At 33.8% G+C, this 20736-nt stretch carries 9 protein-coding genes, 1 tRNA gene and 3 pseudogenes; 9 read left to right on the plus strand and 4 right to left on the minus strand.

All coding sequences use genetic code 11. The features are described from left to right. The first annotated feature begins 125 nt into the window (after nt 1-125). The 6 genes and pseudogenes from panB (at nt 126) to ypfJ (ending at nt 9293) form a co-directional block, all read left to right on the plus strand. Nucleotides 126-944, plus strand: a complete 819-nt coding sequence (gene panB / locus ACPWTF_RS05245; protein ID WP_095928867.1) for a 3-methyl-2-oxobutanoate hydroxymethyltransferase — start codon at nt 126-128, stop codon at nt 942-944. A 176-nt stretch (nt 945-1120) separates the two neighbouring features. Then, nucleotides 1121-1810: an RluA family pseudouridine synthase gene (locus ACPWTF_RS05250; protein WP_427874702.1), complete on the plus strand. Its 690-nt coding sequence runs from the start codon at nt 1121-1123 to the stop codon at nt 1808-1810. Between the two features lie 77 nt (nt 1811-1887). Further along, nucleotides 1888-3213 (plus strand): annotated as a pseudogene (locus tag ACPWTF_RS05255) (aldehyde dehydrogenase). 121 nt (nt 3214-3334) lie between these two features. After that, nucleotides 3335-4132 (plus strand): hypothetical protein, encoded by a 798-nt coding sequence (locus ACPWTF_RS05260; RefSeq protein WP_379795210.1) that lies wholly within the window; start codon nt 3335-3337, stop codon nt 4130-4132. Nucleotides 4133-4221: 89 nt separating this feature from the next. Beyond that, the gene (locus ACPWTF_RS05265) at nt 4222-8274 is read left to right on the plus strand and encodes a PAS domain S-box protein (protein WP_427874703.1); all 4053 of its coding nucleotides are present in this window, start codon (nt 4222-4224) and stop codon (nt 8272-8274) included. Between the two features lie 165 nt (nt 8275-8439). Continuing rightward, nucleotides 8440-9293: pseudogene (gene ypfJ / locus ACPWTF_RS05270) on the plus strand (KPN_02809 family neutral zinc metallopeptidase). A 434-nt stretch (nt 9294-9727) separates the two neighbouring features. Here ypfJ and ACPWTF_RS05275 read toward each other — a convergent pair. The 4 genes from ACPWTF_RS05275 to ACPWTF_RS05290 form a co-directional block, all read right to left on the minus strand. After that, a tRNA-His gene (locus ACPWTF_RS05275) sits at nt 9728-9801 on the minus strand. A 79-nt stretch (nt 9802-9880) separates the two neighbouring features. Further along, nucleotides 9881-10597: a bacillithiol biosynthesis deacetylase BshB1 gene (bshB1, locus tag ACPWTF_RS05280; RefSeq protein ID WP_427874704.1), complete on the minus strand. Its 717-nt coding sequence runs from the start codon at nt 10595-10597 to the stop codon at nt 9881-9883. Between the two features lie 90 nt (nt 10598-10687). Continuing rightward, nucleotides 10688-11752 (minus strand): chorismate-binding protein, encoded by a 1065-nt coding sequence (locus tag ACPWTF_RS05285; protein ID WP_427874705.1) that lies wholly within the window; start codon nt 11750-11752, stop codon nt 10688-10690. Between the two features lie 2 nt (nt 11753-11754). Then, entirely contained in the window at nt 11755-12186 is a 432-nt protein-coding gene (locus ACPWTF_RS05290) for a PaaI family thioesterase (protein WP_095928875.1), read from the minus strand. Nucleotides 12187-12441: 255 nt separating this feature from the next. Between ACPWTF_RS05290 and ACPWTF_RS05295 the strand changes: the two genes are divergently transcribed. From ACPWTF_RS05295 to ACPWTF_RS05305, 3 genes and pseudogenes are all read left to right on the plus strand, one after another. Next, the gene (locus tag ACPWTF_RS05295) at nt 12442-13953 is read left to right on the plus strand and encodes a hypothetical protein (protein ID WP_427874706.1); all 1512 of its coding nucleotides are present in this window, start codon (nt 12442-12444) and stop codon (nt 13951-13953) included. A gap of 438 nt (nt 13954-14391) precedes the next feature. Next, nucleotides 14392-18048: pseudogene (purL, locus tag ACPWTF_RS05300) on the plus strand (phosphoribosylformylglycinamidine synthase). Nucleotides 18049-18270: 222 nt separating this feature from the next. After that, nucleotides 18271-20679, plus strand: a complete 2409-nt coding sequence (locus ACPWTF_RS05305; RefSeq protein WP_427874707.1) for a TonB-dependent receptor domain-containing protein — start codon at nt 18271-18273, stop codon at nt 20677-20679. The last annotated feature ends 57 nt before the right edge of the window (nt 20680-20736 follow it).

The following is a 20736-nucleotide window of genomic DNA, read 5'->3' on the forward strand; positions in this document are numbered from 1 at the left end:
TAGGAAACAGTCCATTTCTATTAGGATTTAAAGACCGAAAACCATTTTCTCTCGAAATATTCTATAATTGCTAATTCCCTTTTTACAATTATTCAATACTTTTACAACATCAAAAAAACATTAAAATGTCAGTAGCAAAAAAAGATTATAAAAGAATCACAACAAAGTCATTAATTGAAATGAAAAGCAACGGAGAGAAAATCTCTATGCTTACTGCGTATGATTATACAATGGCAAAAATTGTTGATACCGCTGGTATCGATGTAATTTTAGTTGGTGATTCGGCATCAAATGTAATGGCTGGTCACGAAACGACTTTGCCAATTACTTTAGATCAAATGATATATCATGCTTCTTCTGTAGTTCGCGCTGTAGAAAGAGGTTTAGTTGTAGTTGACTTGCCTTTTGGAAGTTACCAATCTGACCCAAAAGAAGCTTTGCGTTCTTCTATCAGAATTATGAAAGAAAGTGGGGCTCATGCTGTAAAATTAGAAGGCGGAAAAGAAATTAAAGAATCTATTAAAAAAATATTACATGCTGGTATTCCTGTAATGGGGCACTTAGGTTTAACACCTCAATCGATCTACAAATTCGGAACTTACAGTGTTCGCGCTAAAGAAGAAGAAGAAGCTGAAAAATTGATTGAAGATGCTCAAATGCTTGAAAAAGTAGGATGTTTTGCTGTTGTTTTAGAAAAAATCCCAGCAGATCTAGCTAAAAAAGTAGCTGAAAGCATTTCTATTCCAGTAATCGGAATTGGAGCTGGAGGCGGTGTTGACGGTCAGGTTTTAGTAATTCACGATATGTTAGGAATGAACAATGAATTCAGCCCTCGTTTCTTACGTCGCTACTTAAATCTTTACGACGAAATGACGAAAGCAATTGGTCAATATGCTGCAGATGTTAAGGCTAGTGATTTTCCTAACGAAAAGGAACAATATTAATTTTTAAGATACTAAAGTTCTGAGTTGCTAAGGTTCTAAGTTTTTGGGCTCAAAGAGACAAAGCAACAAAGGTTCAAAGATTTTTATGAATTGCCTCCAGCTTTAGCTGGAGGTTTATTTTTAAGACATATTAAAGGCTTTAGCCAAACTTTTTCAATTTAAAATTTCACTTCAAAATGAAAATTATTTCAGACAAAAACAATCTCCAAATTCTGCACGAAGACAACCATATTATTGTGGTCAACAAACGTGTGGGCGATATTGTACAAGGTGATAAAACGGGCGACAAACCTTTGTCTGATGTTGTGAAAGAATATATCAAAGCCAAATACAATAAACCTGGAGATGTTTTCTTGGGGGTTATTCATCGTCTAGACAGACCTACAACTGGAATTGTTGTTTTTGCTAGAACTAGCAAAGCTTTATCGCGTATGAATGAATTGTTCAGTAATCGCGAAACCCAAAAAACATATTGGGCTGTTGTCAAAAATAAACCAAAAGACGAAAAAGCAAAATTGGTTCATTATTTAAAAAGGAACGAAAAAAACAACACTTCAAAAGCGCATTTAAAAGAAGTTCCAGATAGCAAATTAGCCAGTTTAGATTACACTATAATAAAAGAACTTCAGAATTATACCACTCTGGAAATCAATTTGCATACGGGTCGTCATCATCAAATTCGTGCACAATTAAGTGCAATCGGATCGCCAATTAAAGGAGATTTAAAATATGGCGCAGACCGAAGCAATCCCGATGGAGGCATCCATCTTCATGCACGAAAACTAACTTTTGTCCATCCTGTTTCAAAAGAGAATATTACAATTATTGCCCCTACTCCAGATGATCCTATTTGGAATGCTGTCTGATTTTTATGATTTAATTGTTAATTTTTTAAATTTTATCGATTAACTTGCATAGAGAAAAAACAAGCAAATCGAAAAAAATGGACTTTAAAAGCGACATCGGATATCGAAAGGAAACTCTCAAAAAGTTATTGTATAATATTCAAAAAAGCGAAGATTTAATTGTAAAAGCTTTATATGATGACTTTAAAAAACCAGAGTTCGAAGCTGTTTTAACCGAAACGAATTACGTTATTTCGGAACTTAAGGATACGATTAAAAACCTGAATAAATGGGCAAAACCAAAACGTGTTTTTCCATCTCTGCTTAATTTTCCCTCTTCCGATTATCTTTACAAAGAACCTTATGGAGATGTATTAATCATTGCTCCATGGAATTACCCTTTTCAGCTTGCTTTGAGTCCGCTCGTAGCTGCAGTTGCTGCAGGAAATAGAGTCGTTTTAAAACCATCTGAACTTACCCCTCACACCTCTGCTATAATTGCAAAAATTATAGAAAAAACGTTTCACGTTAAGCACGTAGAAGTTTTTGAAGGCGGTGTTGATGTTTCTAATAAACTATTGGCGCAGCGCTGGGATTATATCTTTTTTACAGGAAGCGTTGCTGTTGGTAAAATTGTTGCAAAAGCGGCAGCCGAAAATCTAACTCCGGTTACTCTTGAATTAGGCGGAAAAAACCCTTGCATTATTGATGAAACAGCCAATTTAAAACTAGCTGCCAAACGAATTGTCTGGGGAAAATTTATCAATGCAGGACAAACTTGCATTGCACCCGACTATATTCTAATTCAAAAAAACATGAAAGTCAATTTCATTTCTTATATGATTGAAGAAATCATAAAAGCCTACGGGAAAAAAATTGACAAATCTCTCGATTTTGCTCGAATTATAAATACAAAAAACTGGTATCGCTTGACCAATATGATTCAAGGTGAGCACATTTTGTTTGGTGGAGAAAGCAATGCTAGCCAACTTTATATTGCGCCTACTCTTCTTGAAGAACCAGATTTGGACAGTGCCGTTATGAAAGAAGAGATCTTTGGCCTATTTTGCCGATTCTTGTTTACGAAAATGAAAATGACATCGAAAATGTTGTGAGCCGTTATGAGAAACCTCTTTCATTTTACATTTTTAGCGAAAATAATTCCTTTGCAAAGAAATTAATTTCGAAATACTCTTTCGGAGGCGGATGTATCAACGATACCGTTATTCATTTCTCTAACAACAGACTGCCTTTTGGCGGTGTCGGATATAGTGGAATTGGTGCTTATCATGGTAAACGAAGCTTCGACACATTTTCTCACCATAAAGCAATTGTAAAAAAAGGCAATTGGCTTGATTTGCCTATGCGCTACGCTCCTTACAAAGACAAATTGGCCAATAAAACGAATTTTAGACTGGCTGTAACAGCAGCTAAAAACATTTTGGAATGTTTTGTAGATTTTTATACGGAATTGATTAAAAATATTATATTTACGTCAAGATACCTTTCAAATATTACAAGTCTATAAAACAATCTTACATAAAAATGAAATCTACACTTAACCAAATTGAGGACATTAAAAAAAATGGCTTTTCCCTTGATTTTGCTACAGTTTTTAATCACGCTTTCGAAAATTATAAAAAAATAGCGCTTTACTCAGGACTTATCATCCTAGTTTTTTCAATTATTGCAGCCGTCGCTTTTATGGGTATAATGATTGCCTATTTTGGTGCCGAGGCGATGACGAAAGATTTCATTCAAAATTTTGAGAATCAACAATTCACTTCAATTCAACTCGTAATTCAAACCGTTGCTGTTTCTTTGGTTGCAGGAATTACAGCTCCTTTTGGTGCTGGTTTCCTAAAAATGGCCGATTCTGCAGACAAAGATATTGAGTTCAATGTTTCTACTATTTTCACTTATTACAAAGCACCCTATTTTGCACAAATTTTTGTTGCTGCTTTTATTCCAGCAATTTTAGGAACTGCGATTGCCAATTTAATCGAAAGTTCGGGAATTGTATTTGTTGGAAACATCATTTCGTTTATGGTTTCTTACTTTATGTACCTTTCCATTCCATTAATTGTTTTTGGAAACCTTAAAGCTATAGATGCTATAAAATCTAGCCTTATTATCGTTACAAAAAATCCGCTTAACATATTTGCTTTTTTTATCATAGGTTTTCTTGGTTCAATGGTTGGATTTATTGGCTGTTGCGTCGGAATCATATTTACGGTTGTTTTTAACAGCTCTATGATTTATGCGACTTATTTTGCCATTTTCGGAACACAATCTGAAGAAGAAGATTCAATTGATTCAATCGGAAAATACAATGTAGATTAAAACCGAAAATTCTTATTTACCGAGAAATTAACCACTTCTTTTAAGAATTTTCAAAAGGCTATTTACTAAACCAACATACTCCAAATTCTATGGTCGCAAACTATAGTTTTTTCAATTCGGTTATTTCAGGAATTTCCACTATTGGGAGTACCTTAGAATCAATTATGACTGGATGGTATGTTTTTAATTCCGATATCATTTACTACAATAACCATAAACTTTTTGTTTTAGGCTTATCACTTTTTGCTTTCCTTTCGCTCTTAGTTTATCATTTTTTTAGAATTAAAGCCAAAATTGGATATTTCATCGAAAAGAAGAAAGAACAAGATGCTGTTGGAAGAGAATACCAGCTTTATATCTTATTTTTTGGTATTGCGGTAATTGTAATTGAAATCATAAATGAAATTTTCAAAATAAGACCCAAAAGCCTCTTAATTGTAAATGTTTCAATTGGGGTTTTGGTACTTATCATTTATACGATAACCGAAAAAATTAAATGGATAAGAGATAAAATCCAGCAGATTTTTATTTCCAGCTTTTTTATTTACATCAGTTACGTAGCCTACAACATTGTTACACTAAAAAATGATGTTGTACCCATTATTGTTTTCCTGATTTCTTTTTTCTTTTCGTACAACATCCTTAAACCCATAAAGATTTATTGGGCCTTTGTTGCTTTAACGTTTACCTTTCTAATTACGACATTAGCACTTCAACTTATTCCAATAAAATCTTCCATCTTACTGCTTAATTTCTGCATTCTAATTTTCATTATAAATCAAGTAAAATATGCAGTTTTATTAAACAATCGCGACAATTTTAGATTTGCAAACGAAATCGTCCATAAAGGAAATTCACTTACAATAGCATCCAATCAAAAAGGTGAAATACTTTTCTGCAGCGAAACCGTAACTCCTATTTTAGGATACCAGCCCGATCAGGTTATGGGATTGAAATTCTGGGAATTAACCCAAGATTTAGAATCAGAAGAAAAATTCAATCCTGTTAGAGACCAAGAAAACAAACTTTATATTAGAAAATTAAAAACTGAAAACGGCGAATACAAATACATTCAGTGGAAAGATAAAAAGTTTTCAGACGATTTAATTATTAGCATTGGACAAGATGTTACCGAACAAGTTATTGTTCAGGATCAATACAAAAACCTAATCGAAACGGCCACCGATATTATTTTTGAAATAGACGCAGAAGGTCATTTTACTTTTATAAATGAATTTGGTATTTCTGCTCTTGGATATTCTCAAAACGAAATAATCAAAAAGCATTATTCCAATTTTATTCATGATAATTACATCAATAGTGCTGTAGATTTTTACGAAAATTTGGTTCTTAATGAAAATAATTATCCCATTATTGAAATTCCTATTTTGAAGAAAAATGGTGACGAAATATGGATGTCTCAAAAAATTATTGTTCGTAAAAATGAATTAGGATTAACAATTGGTTTCTCTGGAATTGCAAGAGATATCACCGAGAAAAAAAACATCGAAAACGAGAAAAAAAGACGCCTTAAAAAAATTGAAGCTTATAATAATTCAACCAAAAAATTATCAACAACAGATTTTAGCAAGTACGACGAATTAAACACTGTTATCGATTTAATATTAAAAGAAGCGGCTTCTATAAGCAACACTAACCGCGTAAGCTTTTGGAAATATGACAATGATTTAATTACCTGTAAAAATCTTTTTAGTCTTGACAATCAAAGTTTAAGCGACAAAAACATTCTAAATAAAGAGTCCTATCCTATTTATTTTGAAACCTTAAACAATAAAGCAATTATTAACGCACCAGATGTATTCAACAAATTGGAAACATCTGAGTTTCAAAAGCTTTATTTTACAAAAAATAACATCAAATCAATGCTAGATGTACCTATTTTTTTAACAGGGCAATTAGCAGGTGTTGCTTGTTTTGAAAGCACAGAACAAAAGCGAGAATGGGACAATGAAGACATTAATTATGCGAGAACCATATCAGATGTAATTTCTCTTGCCATTTCTTCACAAATGCGTTTAGAGGCAGAAAGAAAATTAGAACTTAAAAGCCAGCTTTTATCCGCACTTTCTTTATGTACAGAGAAGTTTCTGCTAAGCAAAACGACTCATCAAATGTTTCAGGAAACGTTCAATATTATTGGAAAAGCAGCCAAAGTAGATCATATGTATTATTACGAAAAAGATGTAATCTATAATACTGTAAGTCAAAAATATAAATGGTCACGAGAGGGGGTTGTCCATCAAATTACCCCTTTGCATCATATGACAGAACAAAATCTTCAAGAAATATATGATGTGGCATCGCAAAGAAAAATCCTAAATATATTTACAAGAAATCTTAATGAAGGTTTTTTCAAAAAACTTCTCATTGACAATGAAATACAATCTATCTTAATCTTACCTATTTACATTAATGATCTTTTTACAGGTTTTATTGGTTTTGATGATTGTACAACCGAAAGAAAATGGACTGAAGATGAAATAAACATCTTTCAGGTATTGGCAAATAATATTTCATCGGCATTAGAAAGAAACCGAAATGAAACTAAGATTATTGAAAGCGAAGAGAAATTTAAACTGATTGCAAACAATATTCCTGGAACCGTTTATTTATCAAAATTTGATGCTTTCTCGACCAAAATATTCTTAAACGATGAAGTTTTAAATCTTACCGGATATTCAAAATCTGAATTCATTGAAAATAATTTGTCTTTTCTATCGTTAATTCATCCTGATGATAAAGAAGAAGTAATTAACAATCAAATCGATAATCTACAGCACGGAATGCCTTTACATAACGTGTATCGCATTCAGCGCAAAAGTGGCGAATTTATTTGGATAGAAGAATTTGGAGATGTAATTAAGCGAGACGATGAAATTGAATTTGTGGGCGGAATCTATTTTGACATTACAAGTAAAAAAGAAATAGAAGATGCGATAAAAGCCAAACAGCTTGCTGAAGCGGCAAACAAATCAAAATCTGACTTCTTGGCTAATATGTCGCACGAAATTAGAACTCCTCTAAACGGAATTATTGGTTTTACACACTTATTAATGAAAACGGATTTGGAGGAAATTCAAGAAAAATATATGACCACGATTAACCAATCGGCTCATTCCCTTCTTGAAATTATAAATGATATTTTGGATTTCTCAAAAATTGAAGCAGGAAAACTAGAGCTTTTTATTGATTTGTATGACATAAAAAAAATCTTAGGCCAAGTTTTCGATTTAATTGTTTATGAGTCTAATAAAAAAAATCTGGAACTCGAATTGAATATTGATCCCGATGTTCCTAAATATATCTGGACAGATATTGTTCGTCTCAAACAAATTTTGATTAACCTGCTTTCAAATGCGGTTAAATTTACAACAGAAGGTTCCATCAAACTAAACGTTTCGGTTTTAGAAAAGAACCATGGCAACCATTACGTTATCCGTTTTGCTGTAATTGATACCGGAATTGGAATTCTTGAAAAAAATCAGAAAAAAATATTCAAAGCTTTTCTGCAAGAAGACAGCTCAACAACAAGAAAATTTGGAGGAACAGGATTAGGCTTAACGATATCTAACCAATTGCTTGCTTTAATGGAAAGCCGTTTACAGCTAGAAAGTAAAATTGACGAAGGAAGTACTTTTTTCTTTGATTTAAATTTAAAAACAAGCAATCACAGCATTAATGATAAATACAATGCCGAGCTTAAAAGTTTGAATATTAACTTAGATGCCGACGAAATTGAGACAAACGACAACAATATTACCTTTTTAATTGTAGAAGATAACAAAGTAAACATGCTTCTTCTTAAAACAATTATAAAAAACCTGTATAATAATGCTTTTATTTTTGAATGTGAAAACGGATACGAAGCCATTCAACAATTTGAAAAAATTAATCCGACCATTATTTTTATGGATATCCAAATGCCAATTATGAATGGTTATGAAACTGCAAAAGCAATTAGAAATACCAAGAAGGGCCGTGATGTTCCTATAATCGCTGTTACGGCAGGCGCTGAAAAAGAGGAACGAAACAAATGTATTTCGGCCGGAATGGATGATTACATTTCTAAACCAATTATGAAAGGAAGTGTTGAAGAAGCACTAGTTAAATGGCTGGGGTGATTTTTTAGTTTTCAGTCTCGGTCGCAGTTTTCAGTTTCAGCAAACAATCTTAAACTGAAAACTGCGACCGACAACAAAACATAAACGTTTCAATTGTAAAATTTATCATAAAAAATCTATAAATTCGTACAACGTTTTAAATAACAAGTTAAAAAACAATTCAATATGAAATGGCAAGGAAGAAGGCAAAGTGATAATGTCGAAGACAGAAGATCAATTTCTGGTGGAGGAAAAGCAATAATTGGCGGAGGAGTTATTGGGATCATCGTTTTGCTTCTGAATGTTTTTGGCGGCGAAACAGGTCAGCAAATAGCGCCAATACTAGAACAAATGCAAGGCGGACAAGGCCAACAGACCGAAGCTGCAGCTCCGTTAAGCAAGGAAGACGAAGAAATGGGAAATTATGTAAGAACTTTGTTAGCGTACAATGAAGATACGTGGACTAAGATTTTTGCAGAGCATGGAATGACATACGAAAAACCAAAATTAGTTCTCTTTAAAGGCGCTGTACAAACTGCCTGCGGTGGAGCATCATCTGCTTCGGTCCTTTTTATTGTCCAGGTGACCGCAAAGTGTATATGGACTTGGATTTCTTTGAAGAATTAAAAACTAAATTTGGTGCGAAAGGAGGCGATTTTGCCATTGCTTATGTAATTGCGCATGAAATTGGACATCACATTCAAACTTTAATGGGAACATCTTCTAAGATGCGTCAGATGCAGCAAGGAAAAAGTGACGCCGAAGCTAATAAATTATCTGTAGCATTAGAATTACAAGCTGATTTTTATGCTGGAGTTTGGGCGCATGATAACCAAAAAGATCTAGATGTTGGAGATATTGATGAAGCTTTAAGTGCAGCAAATGCTGTTGGAGACGATGCAATACAAAGCAAAATGCAAGGACACGTTGTTCCAGATTCTTTTACTCACGGAACTTCAGAGCAAAGAATGTATTGGTTTAAAAAAGGTTTTAAAACTGGAGATATAAATCAAGGAAACACATTTGAAGAAATTCGATAATACATAAAACCAAATATAATAACCACCAAAAAAAGCCCAACTTAGCAGTTGGGTTTTTTTAATGAAATTCCAATAAAAAGATTCCAAATTCCAATCTTTAATTCCATTGAAGAACTAAAGAATTACAAAAAAAAATCCTTGTTCTCCTTAAATTATTCATCAGCATATAAAAACATAACCAGCGGTTGAAACCGCCGGAACGCAACGTTACCACAACGTATATCCTTATCGTTCCCGCGGTTGAAACCGAGGGCTATATTTTGAAATACTAAGTTTTTAATTTAAGCTTTCTTTAATAAAATTCCAATAAAAAAATTCCAAATTCCAAAAGTAGAACAACTTGGAATTTGGAATTTTTTTATTGGAATTTTACTTTTTTTTGTTTTCGTCAGAAAACAAAAAAAGCCTTGAATTTCTTCAAGGCTTTAAATCTGGGTGGCTGACCGGGTTCGAACCGGCGACCCGCGGCACCACAAACCGCTACTCTAACCAGCTGAGCTACAACCACCATTTTTCTGCTTAGCGAGTGCAAATATAGAACAAAGGTTGAGTTCTACAAAGAAAAAAATGAAAAATTTTCATAAAAATTAAATCAAATTATCTAAGCTATTGACTGCCAAACATCTTTCCACTGTAAAACCTTCTGCAAAATCTTTCCCAACTAACCTTCCTAAGTCCTGCGCACGATAATTTAAGCTTTCAAAAAAGTTTTTACTCGTAATTGGCGTCGAAGGTTCTTTTGAATTCGGATCGTAAAATTGAGTTTTATAGGCCATAATCGCTTCAACCTTCTTTTCTTCAAATCCTGTAATGTCTACAACAAAATCAGGTTCTAGATTTTTCCATTGAATATAATGATACACCACTTTAGGTCTCCACGCTTCTTGTTGCACTCCATCAACTGATGTTTCAATTTTCATTAACCCCGAAAGGAAACAAGAATCAGAAACCAATTTGCTTCCTTTTCCGTGATCGATATGACGATCGTCGACTGCATTGCATAATACAATCTCAGGTTTGTACTTACGGATCATTTTTATAACTTCTAATTGATGCTTTTCGTCATTAACAAAAAATCCGTCACGCATTGCTAAATTTTCGCGAACAACAACTCCTAAAATCTTTGCAGCATCTTTTGCTTCCTGATCTCTAGTTTCTGCTGTGCCGCGCGTTCCTAATTCACCACGCGTCAAATCTACAATACCTACTTTTTTCCCAAGGGAAACTTCTTTCAAAATGGTTCCAGCGCAACCTAATTCTACATCGTCTGGATGCGCCCCAAAGGCTAATATGTCTAATTTCATTATTTTTTTGTTTCAAGTTTCAAGTTTCAGGTTTCAAGTTGTCAACAGAACGTGAAACTTGAAACCTGAAACTTGAAACAATTTTATAAACTATTTTCTCAAAACCCGTTTCATCGTCATTGATTTATTGACGCTTTCCTCCCATTCTTTTTCTGGAATACTTTCTTTGGTAATACCACAGCCCATGTATAAAATCGCTTTATCTTCCTGAATCTGCATGCATCGTAAATTTACAAATAAATCAGAACTAGCATTATTTCCTTCAAAAGTACTGTTCAATTCACCTAGAAAACCAGTATAGAAAGTTCTATTATAATTTTCATTTTCTAAAATAAATGCTTTCGATTTCTTTTTTGGAAGTCCGCAAACAGCAGGTGTTGGATGCAACGTATCTATTACCTCTTCTAAAGTCGAATTATCTTTTAAAACCCCAGAAATATCTGTTTTAATATGCCAAATCGATCCTGCTTTTAAACTGTAAGGCTCATAAACCACAACAGAAGCTGTAAATTCTCGAAGTCTTTTTACAATAAAATCAGTAACAAATTGCTGTTCGTCTTTTTCTTTCTGTTGCCAAATGATTTCTGCTTCCTGATTATCTTTTTGTGTTCCCGCCAAAGCCATGGTTTCAAAAACATTTCCATTTGCTTTTAGTAGTTTTTCTGGTGTCGCCCCCATCCAAAGTCCAATTTTAGGATGAAAAAAACAATAGCAGAAAGTGGCTGGATATAGCTGAACCAAGTGCTGAAAGGTTTCAATAAAATCAAATTCAGACAACGGAACTTCTTCACTTCGTGATAAAACTACTTTCTTGAATTCTTCATTTTTAATAGCTTGAATTCCCTGCGCTACTAGATATTCATATTGAAATTTAGCTTCAGCACCAAAACTCAAATCATCAATTTCAATGGACTCAAATGAAGTCTTTTCTTTTTGAACCGTAATAATTTCCGATTCCTTTTCAGGAATTAGGATGAGCTGTTTTTCATCAAAAGAAGCAAAAACAAAACCTTTTTCACTATAATCCGAAACGGTATTTAAAATATTATTTTGCTGTAAAATCCCAACATAATTTTCTGTATTGGGTTTTGAATAAAGTACAAAGGGTAAATTTTGTTCTTTATGATTTTTAATTTTTAAGAAAAATGAATTCATATTTATTCGCTTTTCTTTCTATCCAAAACCATATTCGTCAATTTGCAAAGCGAAACCAAATTCCCTGCTTCATCGGTGATTTTGATCTCCCAAAGATGAAGACTTCTTCCTTTGTGAATAATTCGAGCTGTTCCGAAAACATAACCCTCGCGAATACTTTTTAGATGATTTGCCGAAATTTCGATACCTCTTACCTCTTGTTCTTTCGGATTGATAAAAAAGAAAGAAGCTGCACTCCCAACACTTTCTGCCAAAGCTACAGAAGCGCCTCCGTGCAATAATCCCATTGGCTGATGAACACTTGGATTTACAGGCATTTTTGCAGTTAAAAAATCTTCTCCGGCATCGATATATTCTATTTTTAACGTTTCCATCAATGTGTTTTTAGAAAACTCATTACAGCGCGCTAAAATCTGCTCTTTTGTATAATTCATTAAAATAAACTTTAAAATCGTAAAATTAAAGAAAGATAAGACATAAATCTAAAAATCGGATTCTAAAATTAAAAATCAATTATGAACTTGTCAGTTTTTTGCTATTTTTACAAAAACAATCAAAATCAATCTTTGGCTTTTTTTGCCACAGATTACACAGATTAAAAAGATTTTTTATCTACAATTTATTCGCCACGAATTCACGAATTAATTCAAATAAAAATTCGTGAATTCTTGGCTAAAAAAAACATTCAAATGCGTCAATACTTTGCACTTTCCATTATTGGTTTAATTTTAGTTTTCAGTTCTTGCCGAACTGATTTTGATACTGTTGCCAGTTCTGGAAATTTAAAGTTCTCGAAAGACACTGTTTATCTGGATACTGTTTTTAAAAACATTGGCTCAAGCACTTACCAATTGAAAATATACAATCAGAGTAAAAATGATATTTCGATTCCGATTGTACAATTCAAAAAAGGCTTAGATTCTAAATATAGAATGACTGTTGATGGAATGACAGGCAACAACGGAAAAATTTTTAAAGATGTTACGCTTTTAGCAAAAGACAGTTTGTACATTTTTATAGAAACCACGGCAGATATTACAGATGCGAATCCCGATGATTTTTTATATACCGACGAAATTCAGTTTGACAGTGGTGCAAATTTGCAAGAAGTAGCTTTGGTTACTTTAATTCAAGATGCCGTGTTTTTATATCCAAATCAAAATCCCGACGGAACCAAAGAAAAAATTAAAATTGACGGCAAAGATGTTGACGGATTTTATTTAAACGAAAATGATCCTGCAAACGGAAATGAACTTCTTTTTACAAATGAAAAACCATACGTAATTTATGGCTACGCAGGAGTTCCAGAATTTAAAACCGTAACTTTTGAAGCTGGCGCAAGAGTTCATTTTCATGCCAATTCTGGATTGTATGTTGGCGATAACGCTTCTCTACAAATTAACGGAACAACTTCTACCACTGATAAACTTGAAAATGAAGTGATTTTTGAAGGCGATCGTTTAGAATCACTTTATTCTGACATTCCTGGACAGTGGAAATCGGTTATTTTTTCTAATGGAAGTGCCAATCACACCATCAATCATTTAACTTTGAAAAATGCGGTTATTGGTTTGGATTTGCAAAGTCCTTATAATACATTCGAAATTAAAAACACTCAAATTTATAATTGTGCCGAATACGGAATTTTAGCTCGAGATACTCATGTTATTGCTAGCAATGTTGTAATAAACTATGCAGGTTTAGCTTCTCTATCCTGCGTTTATGGTGGAAATTACAACTTTACGCATTGCACCTTTAACAACAATTGGTCAAGCAGTTCTCAAGTTGCAGTAAATTTAAGTAACTCTTTAGCTGGAGCAACTCCAGAAACCAATCCTTTAACCAATGCTATTTTTAATAATTGCATTATTTATGGTTCGGCTACAAACGAATTCAATTTGGATAAAAATCCAAATGCGCCATTTGTCTATCAATTAAATAATTGTCTATTAAAATTCAGCAGTTCGACTAAAGATCCTAATTATCAATTCAAGACCGACACCGAACATTATACGAATATAATTCTGAATGAAAATCCGAAGTTTTATAATGTGCCTCAGAATAAATTTAATATTGATAAAACTTCTGCCGCTTTCGCGAAAGGAGATCCAGTCTTTATGATTCCAACCGACATTTTAGGAATTACAAGAACTTCGCCGCCAGATTTGGGTGCTTATCAGAGTCAAGATTTTCCTAAGTAACTTTTTTTTGCCACTAAGGCACTAAGGCGCAAAGTTTTTTTTGAATTTTGGTTGTGAATTTTGTTCGCAAAGACGTAAAGTCGCCAAGTTTTAGTCTGAAAACTAAAAAAAATCTTTGCGCCTTTGCGTCTTTGCGAGATTAAATTTTGACCATTCTGCAAATTTCTCGGATTTCCTTTAGAAAAATTTGTAATTAAATTTTAAGAATTCCCTTGTTCATATGAAGTAGTTTTTTGATTGAAATTTGAAAAACAACAAACGTTTACAGGCAAAAATTAAAGATGTAAAAATGTTAAATTTTGGACGCTTTAACTAGCAAAAAAATTGCATTTTCAGGGCAAAAAAGGGCAAAAATAAATAATTAAAAAGGCGTTTATTGTTGCTTTTTTTTCGGTTTAGATTGACTAAATTTGCACCTCAATACAACAAACTACACAAATGATCCATTTCTTTGAAAACCAAAGCAAAACTGTTTTTGCAGTACAAACGCAAAACGAAATTTCAGCTCAAGACATTTCAAAATTAAACTGGCTTTTTGCCGACGCGAATAAGATCGAAAAATCTGCATTGACAGGTTTCTTTGTTGGTTGCCTCGCGCTACCATGATTACACCTTGGAGTACAAATGCTGTAGAAATTACTCAAAACATGGGGATTTCTGGCATTATCAGAATCGAAGAATTTCATCCTGCAACGGAAGATTTTACTGATTTTGACCCAATGCTTTCTCAAAAATTCAACGAATTAGATCAAGAAATCTTCACTATCAACATTCAGCCAGAACCAATTTTGGAGATTGATGATATTGCAACTTACAACAAAGTAGAAGGTTTAGCTTTAAGCGAAGAAGAAGTAGAATATTTAAACAATCTTTCGACTAAATTAGGAAGAAAGTTAACTGATTCTGAAATTTTTGCTTTTTCTCAAGCCAATTCAGAACACTGCCGTCACAAAATTTTCAACGGAACTTTTGTTATTGATGGTGAAGAAAAAGAAACTTCTCTTTTTAAATTAATCAAAAAAACATCTCAGGAAAATCCTAACGATATTGTTTCTGCTTACAAAGACAACGTTGCTTTTGTAAAAGGACCAAAAGTCGCAGCAATTTGCACCAAAATCGGCAGACAAACCTGATTTTTACGAAATAAAAGAATTCGATTCTGTTATCTCATTAAAAGCCGAAACACACAATTTCCCAACAACAGTTGAGCCTTTCAACGGAGCTGCAACAGGTTCTGGAGGAGAAATTCGTGACCGTTTAGCGGGTGGACAAGGTTCATTGCCATTAGCAGGAACTGCGGTTTATATGACATCTTACTCTCGTTTGAAAGATGACAGAAAATGGGAAAATGCTGTTGAAGAAAGAAAATGGCTGTACCAAACGCCAATGGATATTTTGATCAAAGCTTCAAACGGAGCTTCAGATTTCGGAAATAAATTTGGTCAGCCGCTTATTACAGGTTCAGTTTTAACTTTCGAACATTCAGAAAACGAACGTAAAATTGGTTACGATAAAGTAATCATGCAAGCGGGTGGAATTGGATACGGAAAACTAGATCAATCTATTAAAAAGAAACCACAAGAAGGCGATAAAATCGTAATTCTTGGAGGAGAAAATTATAGAATCGGAATGGGTGGTGCTGCGGTTTCTTCTGCAGATACTGGAGCTTTCGGTTCAGGAATCGAATTAAATGCCATTCAGCGTTCAAATCCTGAGATGCAAAAACGTGCTGCAAACGCGATTCGTGGTTTAGTAGAAAGCGATAATAACCCAATTGTTTCTATTCACGATCACGGAGCTGGAGGACACTTAAACTGTCTTTCAGAATTGGTGGAAGAAACTGGAGGTTTAATCGATTTAGATAAATTACCTGTTGGAGATCCAACGCTTTCTGCAAAAGAAATTATCGGTAACGAATCTCAAGAAAGAATGGGATTGGTCATTGGTCAAAAAGATATTGATACATTACAAAGAATCGCCGACAGAGAGCGTTCGCCAATGTATCAGGTTGGAGATGTAACGGGAAATCACCGTTTTACATTCGAATCTAAATCAAATGGTTCAAAACCGATGGATTATGCTTTAGAAGATTTCTTCGGAAGTTCTCCTAAAACGGTTATGACTGACAAAACTATCGATAGAAAATATGCTGATGTTGCTTATTCAGCAAATGATTTTGAAAGTTATTTAAAAGACGTTTTACGTTTAGAAGCTGTTGCTTCAAAAGACTGGTTAACAAACAAAGTGAACCGTTGTGTTGGTGGAAAAGTAGCAAAACAACAAAATGCAGGTCCGTTACAATTACCTTTAAATAATGTTGGGGTAATGGCTCTGGATTATTTAGGAAAAGAAGGTATTGCAACTTCTATTGGACACGCTCCTATTGCTGCTTTGATTGATCCTGTTGCAGGGTCTCGAAATGCTATTGCAGAATCGTTATCAAACATTGTTTGGGCTCCAATTAAAGATGGTTTAAAAGGAATTTCATTATCTGCAAACTGGATGTGGGCTTGTAAAAACGAAGGTGAAGACGCTCGTTTGTACGCTGCTGTTGAAGGTTGTTCAGAATTTGCAATCGAATTGGGAATCAATATTCCAACAGGAAAAGATTCGCTTTCGATGAAACAAAAATATCCAAACGACGAAGTAATCGCGCCGGGAACGGTTATTATTTCGGCTGGAGGAAACTGTACAGATATTAGAAAAGTAGTTGAACCAGTTTTACAGAAAAACGGAGATTCAATTTATTATATCAATTTGTCTCAGGATGATTTCAAATTAGGAGGTTCCTCTTTTGCGCAAATCAGAAACACAATCGGAAACGAAACTTCTACTATAAAAGACGCTTCTTTCTTCAAAAATGCTTTTAATACCATTCAGGAATTAATTGGTGAAAACCAAATTTTAGCTGGACATGATATCGGAAGCGGTGGTTTAATCACTACTTTATTAGAATTGTGTTTTGCTGATGTGAATTTGGGAGCAAAAATTGATTTCAGCGCTTTCGCGGAAAAAGACTTATTGAAAATCCTTTTCGCTGAAAACATCGGAATTGTTTTCCAAGCAAAATCTGATGCAGCTGTTGAAGCTAAATTAAATGCAAACAATATCGAATTCTTCAAATTAGGTACAGTTCAAAGCATACCAAGTTTGGAATTTGGAATTTATAATTTGGATATTGCGAAGTACAGAGACATTTGGTTTGAAACTTCTTATTTATTAGATCAAAAACAATCTAAAAACGGAAGAGCTCAGGCACGTTTTGAAAACTATAAAAATCAGGTTTTAAATTATACTTTCCCTGCACATTTTACAGGAAAAGCGCCTGTCATCTCGAGCGGAGTCGAGAGACCAAAAGCGGCTATTATTCGTGAAAAAGGAAGTAATTCTGAGCGTGAAATGGCAAATGCTATGTACTTGGCAGGTTTTGATGTAAAAGACGTTCACATGACCGATTTAATTTCTGGTCGCGAAACACTTGAAGATATTCAGTTTATTGGTGCTGTTGGAGGATTCTCTAACTCTGATGTTTTAGGTTCTGCTAAAGGTTGGGCAGGAGCTTTCTTATACAATGAAAAAGCAAAAACGGCTTTAGATAATTTCTTCAAAAGAGAAGATACTTTATCTGTTGGAATATGTAACGGTTGCCAATTGTTTATGGAATTGGAAGTGATTAATCCAGAACATGAAGTTCACGGAAAAATGCACCATAACGAAAGTAACAAACACGAAAGTATCTTTACTTCTGTAAAAGTTCAGGAAAACAATTCGGTTATGTTATCGACTTTAGCTGGAAGCACTTTAGGTGTTTGGGTTTCTCACGGAGAAGGTAAATTTAAATTACCTTATGCAGAAGACCAATACAACATTGTTTCTAAATATGCTTACGAAGGTTATCCTGCAAACCCGAATGGTTCTGACTACAACACGGCTATGATGTGTGATAAAACAGGAAGACATTTGGTTATGATGCCTCACATTGAGCGTTCGACTTTCCAATGGAACTGGGCGCATTATCCAAAAGACAGAAATGACGAGGTTTCGCCTTGGCACGAAGCTTTTGTTAATGCCAGAAAATGGATTGAGAAAAACTAAGAAATATATTTTTACTAAAAGCGCCCGAATTTTATCGGGCGCTTTTTTTTATAGCCACAGATTAAAAAGATTATCACAGAATTTTTTAGCAACGCTTAAAATCATTCTAATCCTTTTAATCTGTGGCAAAAAAACATTATTTAAAACGACTCTAAGATTAATTTAATGGTATCTTAAGACAGCTTAAGCAAGCGTAAACATTCTGGTAAATATCTTTGCTACATGAAAAATATTATACGCAAAATATACCTCGCAATCCTCTTATTTACTTTAAGCCAATTTTCTTTCGCTCAAAAAACAGCAATAAAAGGAACTATCACAGACGGAAAAAATCCTATAGAGTTTGTTGATGTAATTTTAAAAAACACAGCCGATTCAACCAAAACCGCTAATTACGCCGTTACAGATATTTCTGGAAATTTTTCATTAGAAAATATAACTTCTGGAGAATATCTGCTTCAGTTTAAATTAATTGGTTTTAAAACCAATACTAAAAAAATAAAATATACTGGTACAGCTATTTCACTTGGAACGATCACTTTACAAGAAGATGCCAACCAGCTTAATACTGTAGTGGTAAACTCACAGAAAAAACAGATTCAGAAAACAAACGAAGGCTTTATTTTTAATGCTGTTTCGAATATTTCGCAAACGGGCGGAACCGCTACAGATATGCTTAAAAGTATTCCAACGGTTGCTGTCGATGCAGAAGGCGGTATTACTTTAAGAGGAAAATCGCCGATGATTTTGATAAACGGAAAAAATTCGGCCATTACCAATATGGATCAGATTGCTGCGAGCAGTATTGAAAGTATCGAAGTAATTAGCAATCCGACGGCTAAATATGATGCAAATGCCGAAAGCGGTATCATTAATATAAAACTTAAAAAGAACAATCTTAGCGGTACAAATGGTGCTGTGGCATTGGGCGCAGGTTTTGGTGCAAAAGGAAGAGTAAATAGTTCTGTTCTTTTCAATCATAAAACAGAAAAATGGAATTTTGGTTTAGGCTATGACAATCGTTTTGCTGGAAGAACAAAGAAAATAAATGCTGACCGAACCAATTATTTTATTGATGACGAACATTATATTCATCAAAATCGAAACGATGAACGAACTGAAGGCCTTCAGAATCTGAAATTAAATATTGATTTTTCTCCAAATGACAAAAATAGTTTTTCATTTGAAGCGCTTGGAAATCTAGAAAATCAAGACAATGACGAGACTTTATACACGCAGGTAAACACAAGTGCCAACGCCTTTTTCTCCAATAATAGAAGACATTCATTAGAACTGGAACGTTCAAAAGTTGGCGAACTTGCTTTTACCTATGATCGTAAATTTGATGACGAACGAAAAAGTCTGAATACCTCTATTACTTCTTCTTTTGGAAAACATAAAGAAAACACTGATATTGACACTTATAATTACGATGAATATCAGCAGCAGATTGGTGAGGCTTTACTGCAGAGAACACACAATTATGAAAATCAGAATATTTCGAATGCCATTGTAAATTACGCTTTTCCAATTTCAGAAAAATCGATTATAGAAACAGGTTACAAAGGAACTTTCCGATTTTTTAAGTCCGATTTTGAAAGTGCTGATCTAATTAATGGTGAATATATCGTGAATCCGTTAGCTAGTAATAGTTTCAAATTTAACGAACAGATAAATGCCGTTTATGGTCTAATGAATTCTTATATTGGCGATAGCGAAAACCCAAAATGGAAATACAATTTAGGTTTGCGTGCAGAAAATGTTTCCAACACTGGAGCAACACAAAATAACAGTGACCGATTCAGCAATAATTATCTAAAACTCTTTCCATCTGCTTCTTTACAATTAAATTTAAAATCGGATGAATTTATAAAATTAGGATACAGTAAACGAATTAACCGCCCTGACCTGGATGATTTAAATCCGTTTATTGACATTACCGATGCGTTAAATCCGCATGGAGGAAATCCATATTTAAAACCTGAAATCATTCATATTGCCGAAATCAGTTATAATAAAAACTGGCGTAACTACTCTTTTTCGACCAATGCTTTTTACAGAAATGCAACTGACGCAATTAGACAATATGCACAACTTTTGGACAATGGAGTGGTTTTACTTCAGCCACAAAACATTGGAAGCACGGTTACTTATGGTTTAGAAACCATTTTTACTCTTAAACCAGTTGGTTTTTATGATGCTAATATTAGTTTAACCGCTTTTCAGCAAAACATTAATACAGACAATTTGCCACAGGCCGAAGATGTTGTGAGCAATGCCTTCAGCTGGTACGGAAAAATGATTAACAACTTTGTTCCTTGGAAAGGCGGAAAACTTCAGATTATCGGAAACTATAATTCGGCCGTTGCCACTCCACAAGGAAAAAGAATTCCGATTTATAATGTTGATATGGGATTTCAACAGAAATTAGGAAAAGGAAATGCCCGTTTAGGTTTGGTTGTAACCGATATGTTTAACACCTTAGAAAGCGGTTATAAAAACAACACTCTTTTGTTTAGCAATCACCGAACAAACAAATCAGACACACGCGCTTTGATGATTACTTTTGCTTATACGTTTAGATCTGATTTTAAAGAAAAATTACTAGAAAATCAGTTTTCTACAGAGTAAAAACTTACCTAAAATAAATAAAACATAAAAATTTCATTCTTGTATTTTTAAGCTTCC

Origin of the sequence: Flavobacterium sp. MMS24-S5, from assembly GCF_050320125.1 — a bacterium.
In the GTDB taxonomy this organism is placed as follows: Bacteria; Bacteroidota; Bacteroidia; order Flavobacteriales; family Flavobacteriaceae; genus Flavobacterium; species Flavobacterium tyrosinilyticum.

Excerpts from the sequence above, each read along its gene's own strand:
- ACPWTF_RS05295 (WP_427874706.1), top strand. The coding sequence starts at position 12,442 with ATGCGTCAATACTTTGCACTTTCCATTATTGGTTTAATTTTAGTTTTC.
- ACPWTF_RS05250 (WP_427874702.1), top strand. The coding sequence starts at position 1,121 with ATGAAAATTATTTCAGACAAAAACAATCTCCAAATTCTGCACGAAGAC.
- ACPWTF_RS05290 (WP_095928875.1), bottom strand. The coding sequence starts at position 12,186 with ATGAATTATACAAAAGAGCAGATTTTAGCGCGCTGTAATGAGTTTTCT.
- panB (WP_095928867.1), top strand. The coding sequence starts at position 126 with ATGTCAGTAGCAAAAAAAGATTATAAAAGAATCACAACAAAGTCATTA.
- ACPWTF_RS05260 (WP_379795210.1), top strand. The coding sequence starts at position 3,335 with ATGAAATCTACACTTAACCAAATTGAGGACATTAAAAAAAATGGCTTT.
- bshB1 (WP_427874704.1), bottom strand. The coding sequence starts at position 10,597 with ATGAAATTAGACATATTAGCCTTTGGGGCGCATCCAGACGATGTAGAA.
- ACPWTF_RS05305 (WP_427874707.1), top strand. The coding sequence starts at position 18,271 with ATGAAAAATATTATACGCAAAATATACCTCGCAATCCTCTTATTTACT.
- ACPWTF_RS05285 (WP_427874705.1), bottom strand. The coding sequence starts at position 11,752 with ATGAATTCATTTTTCTTAAAAATTAAAAATCATAAAGAACAAAATTTA.
- ACPWTF_RS05265 (WP_427874703.1), top strand. The coding sequence starts at position 4,222 with ATGGTCGCAAACTATAGTTTTTTCAATTCGGTTATTTCAGGAATTTCC.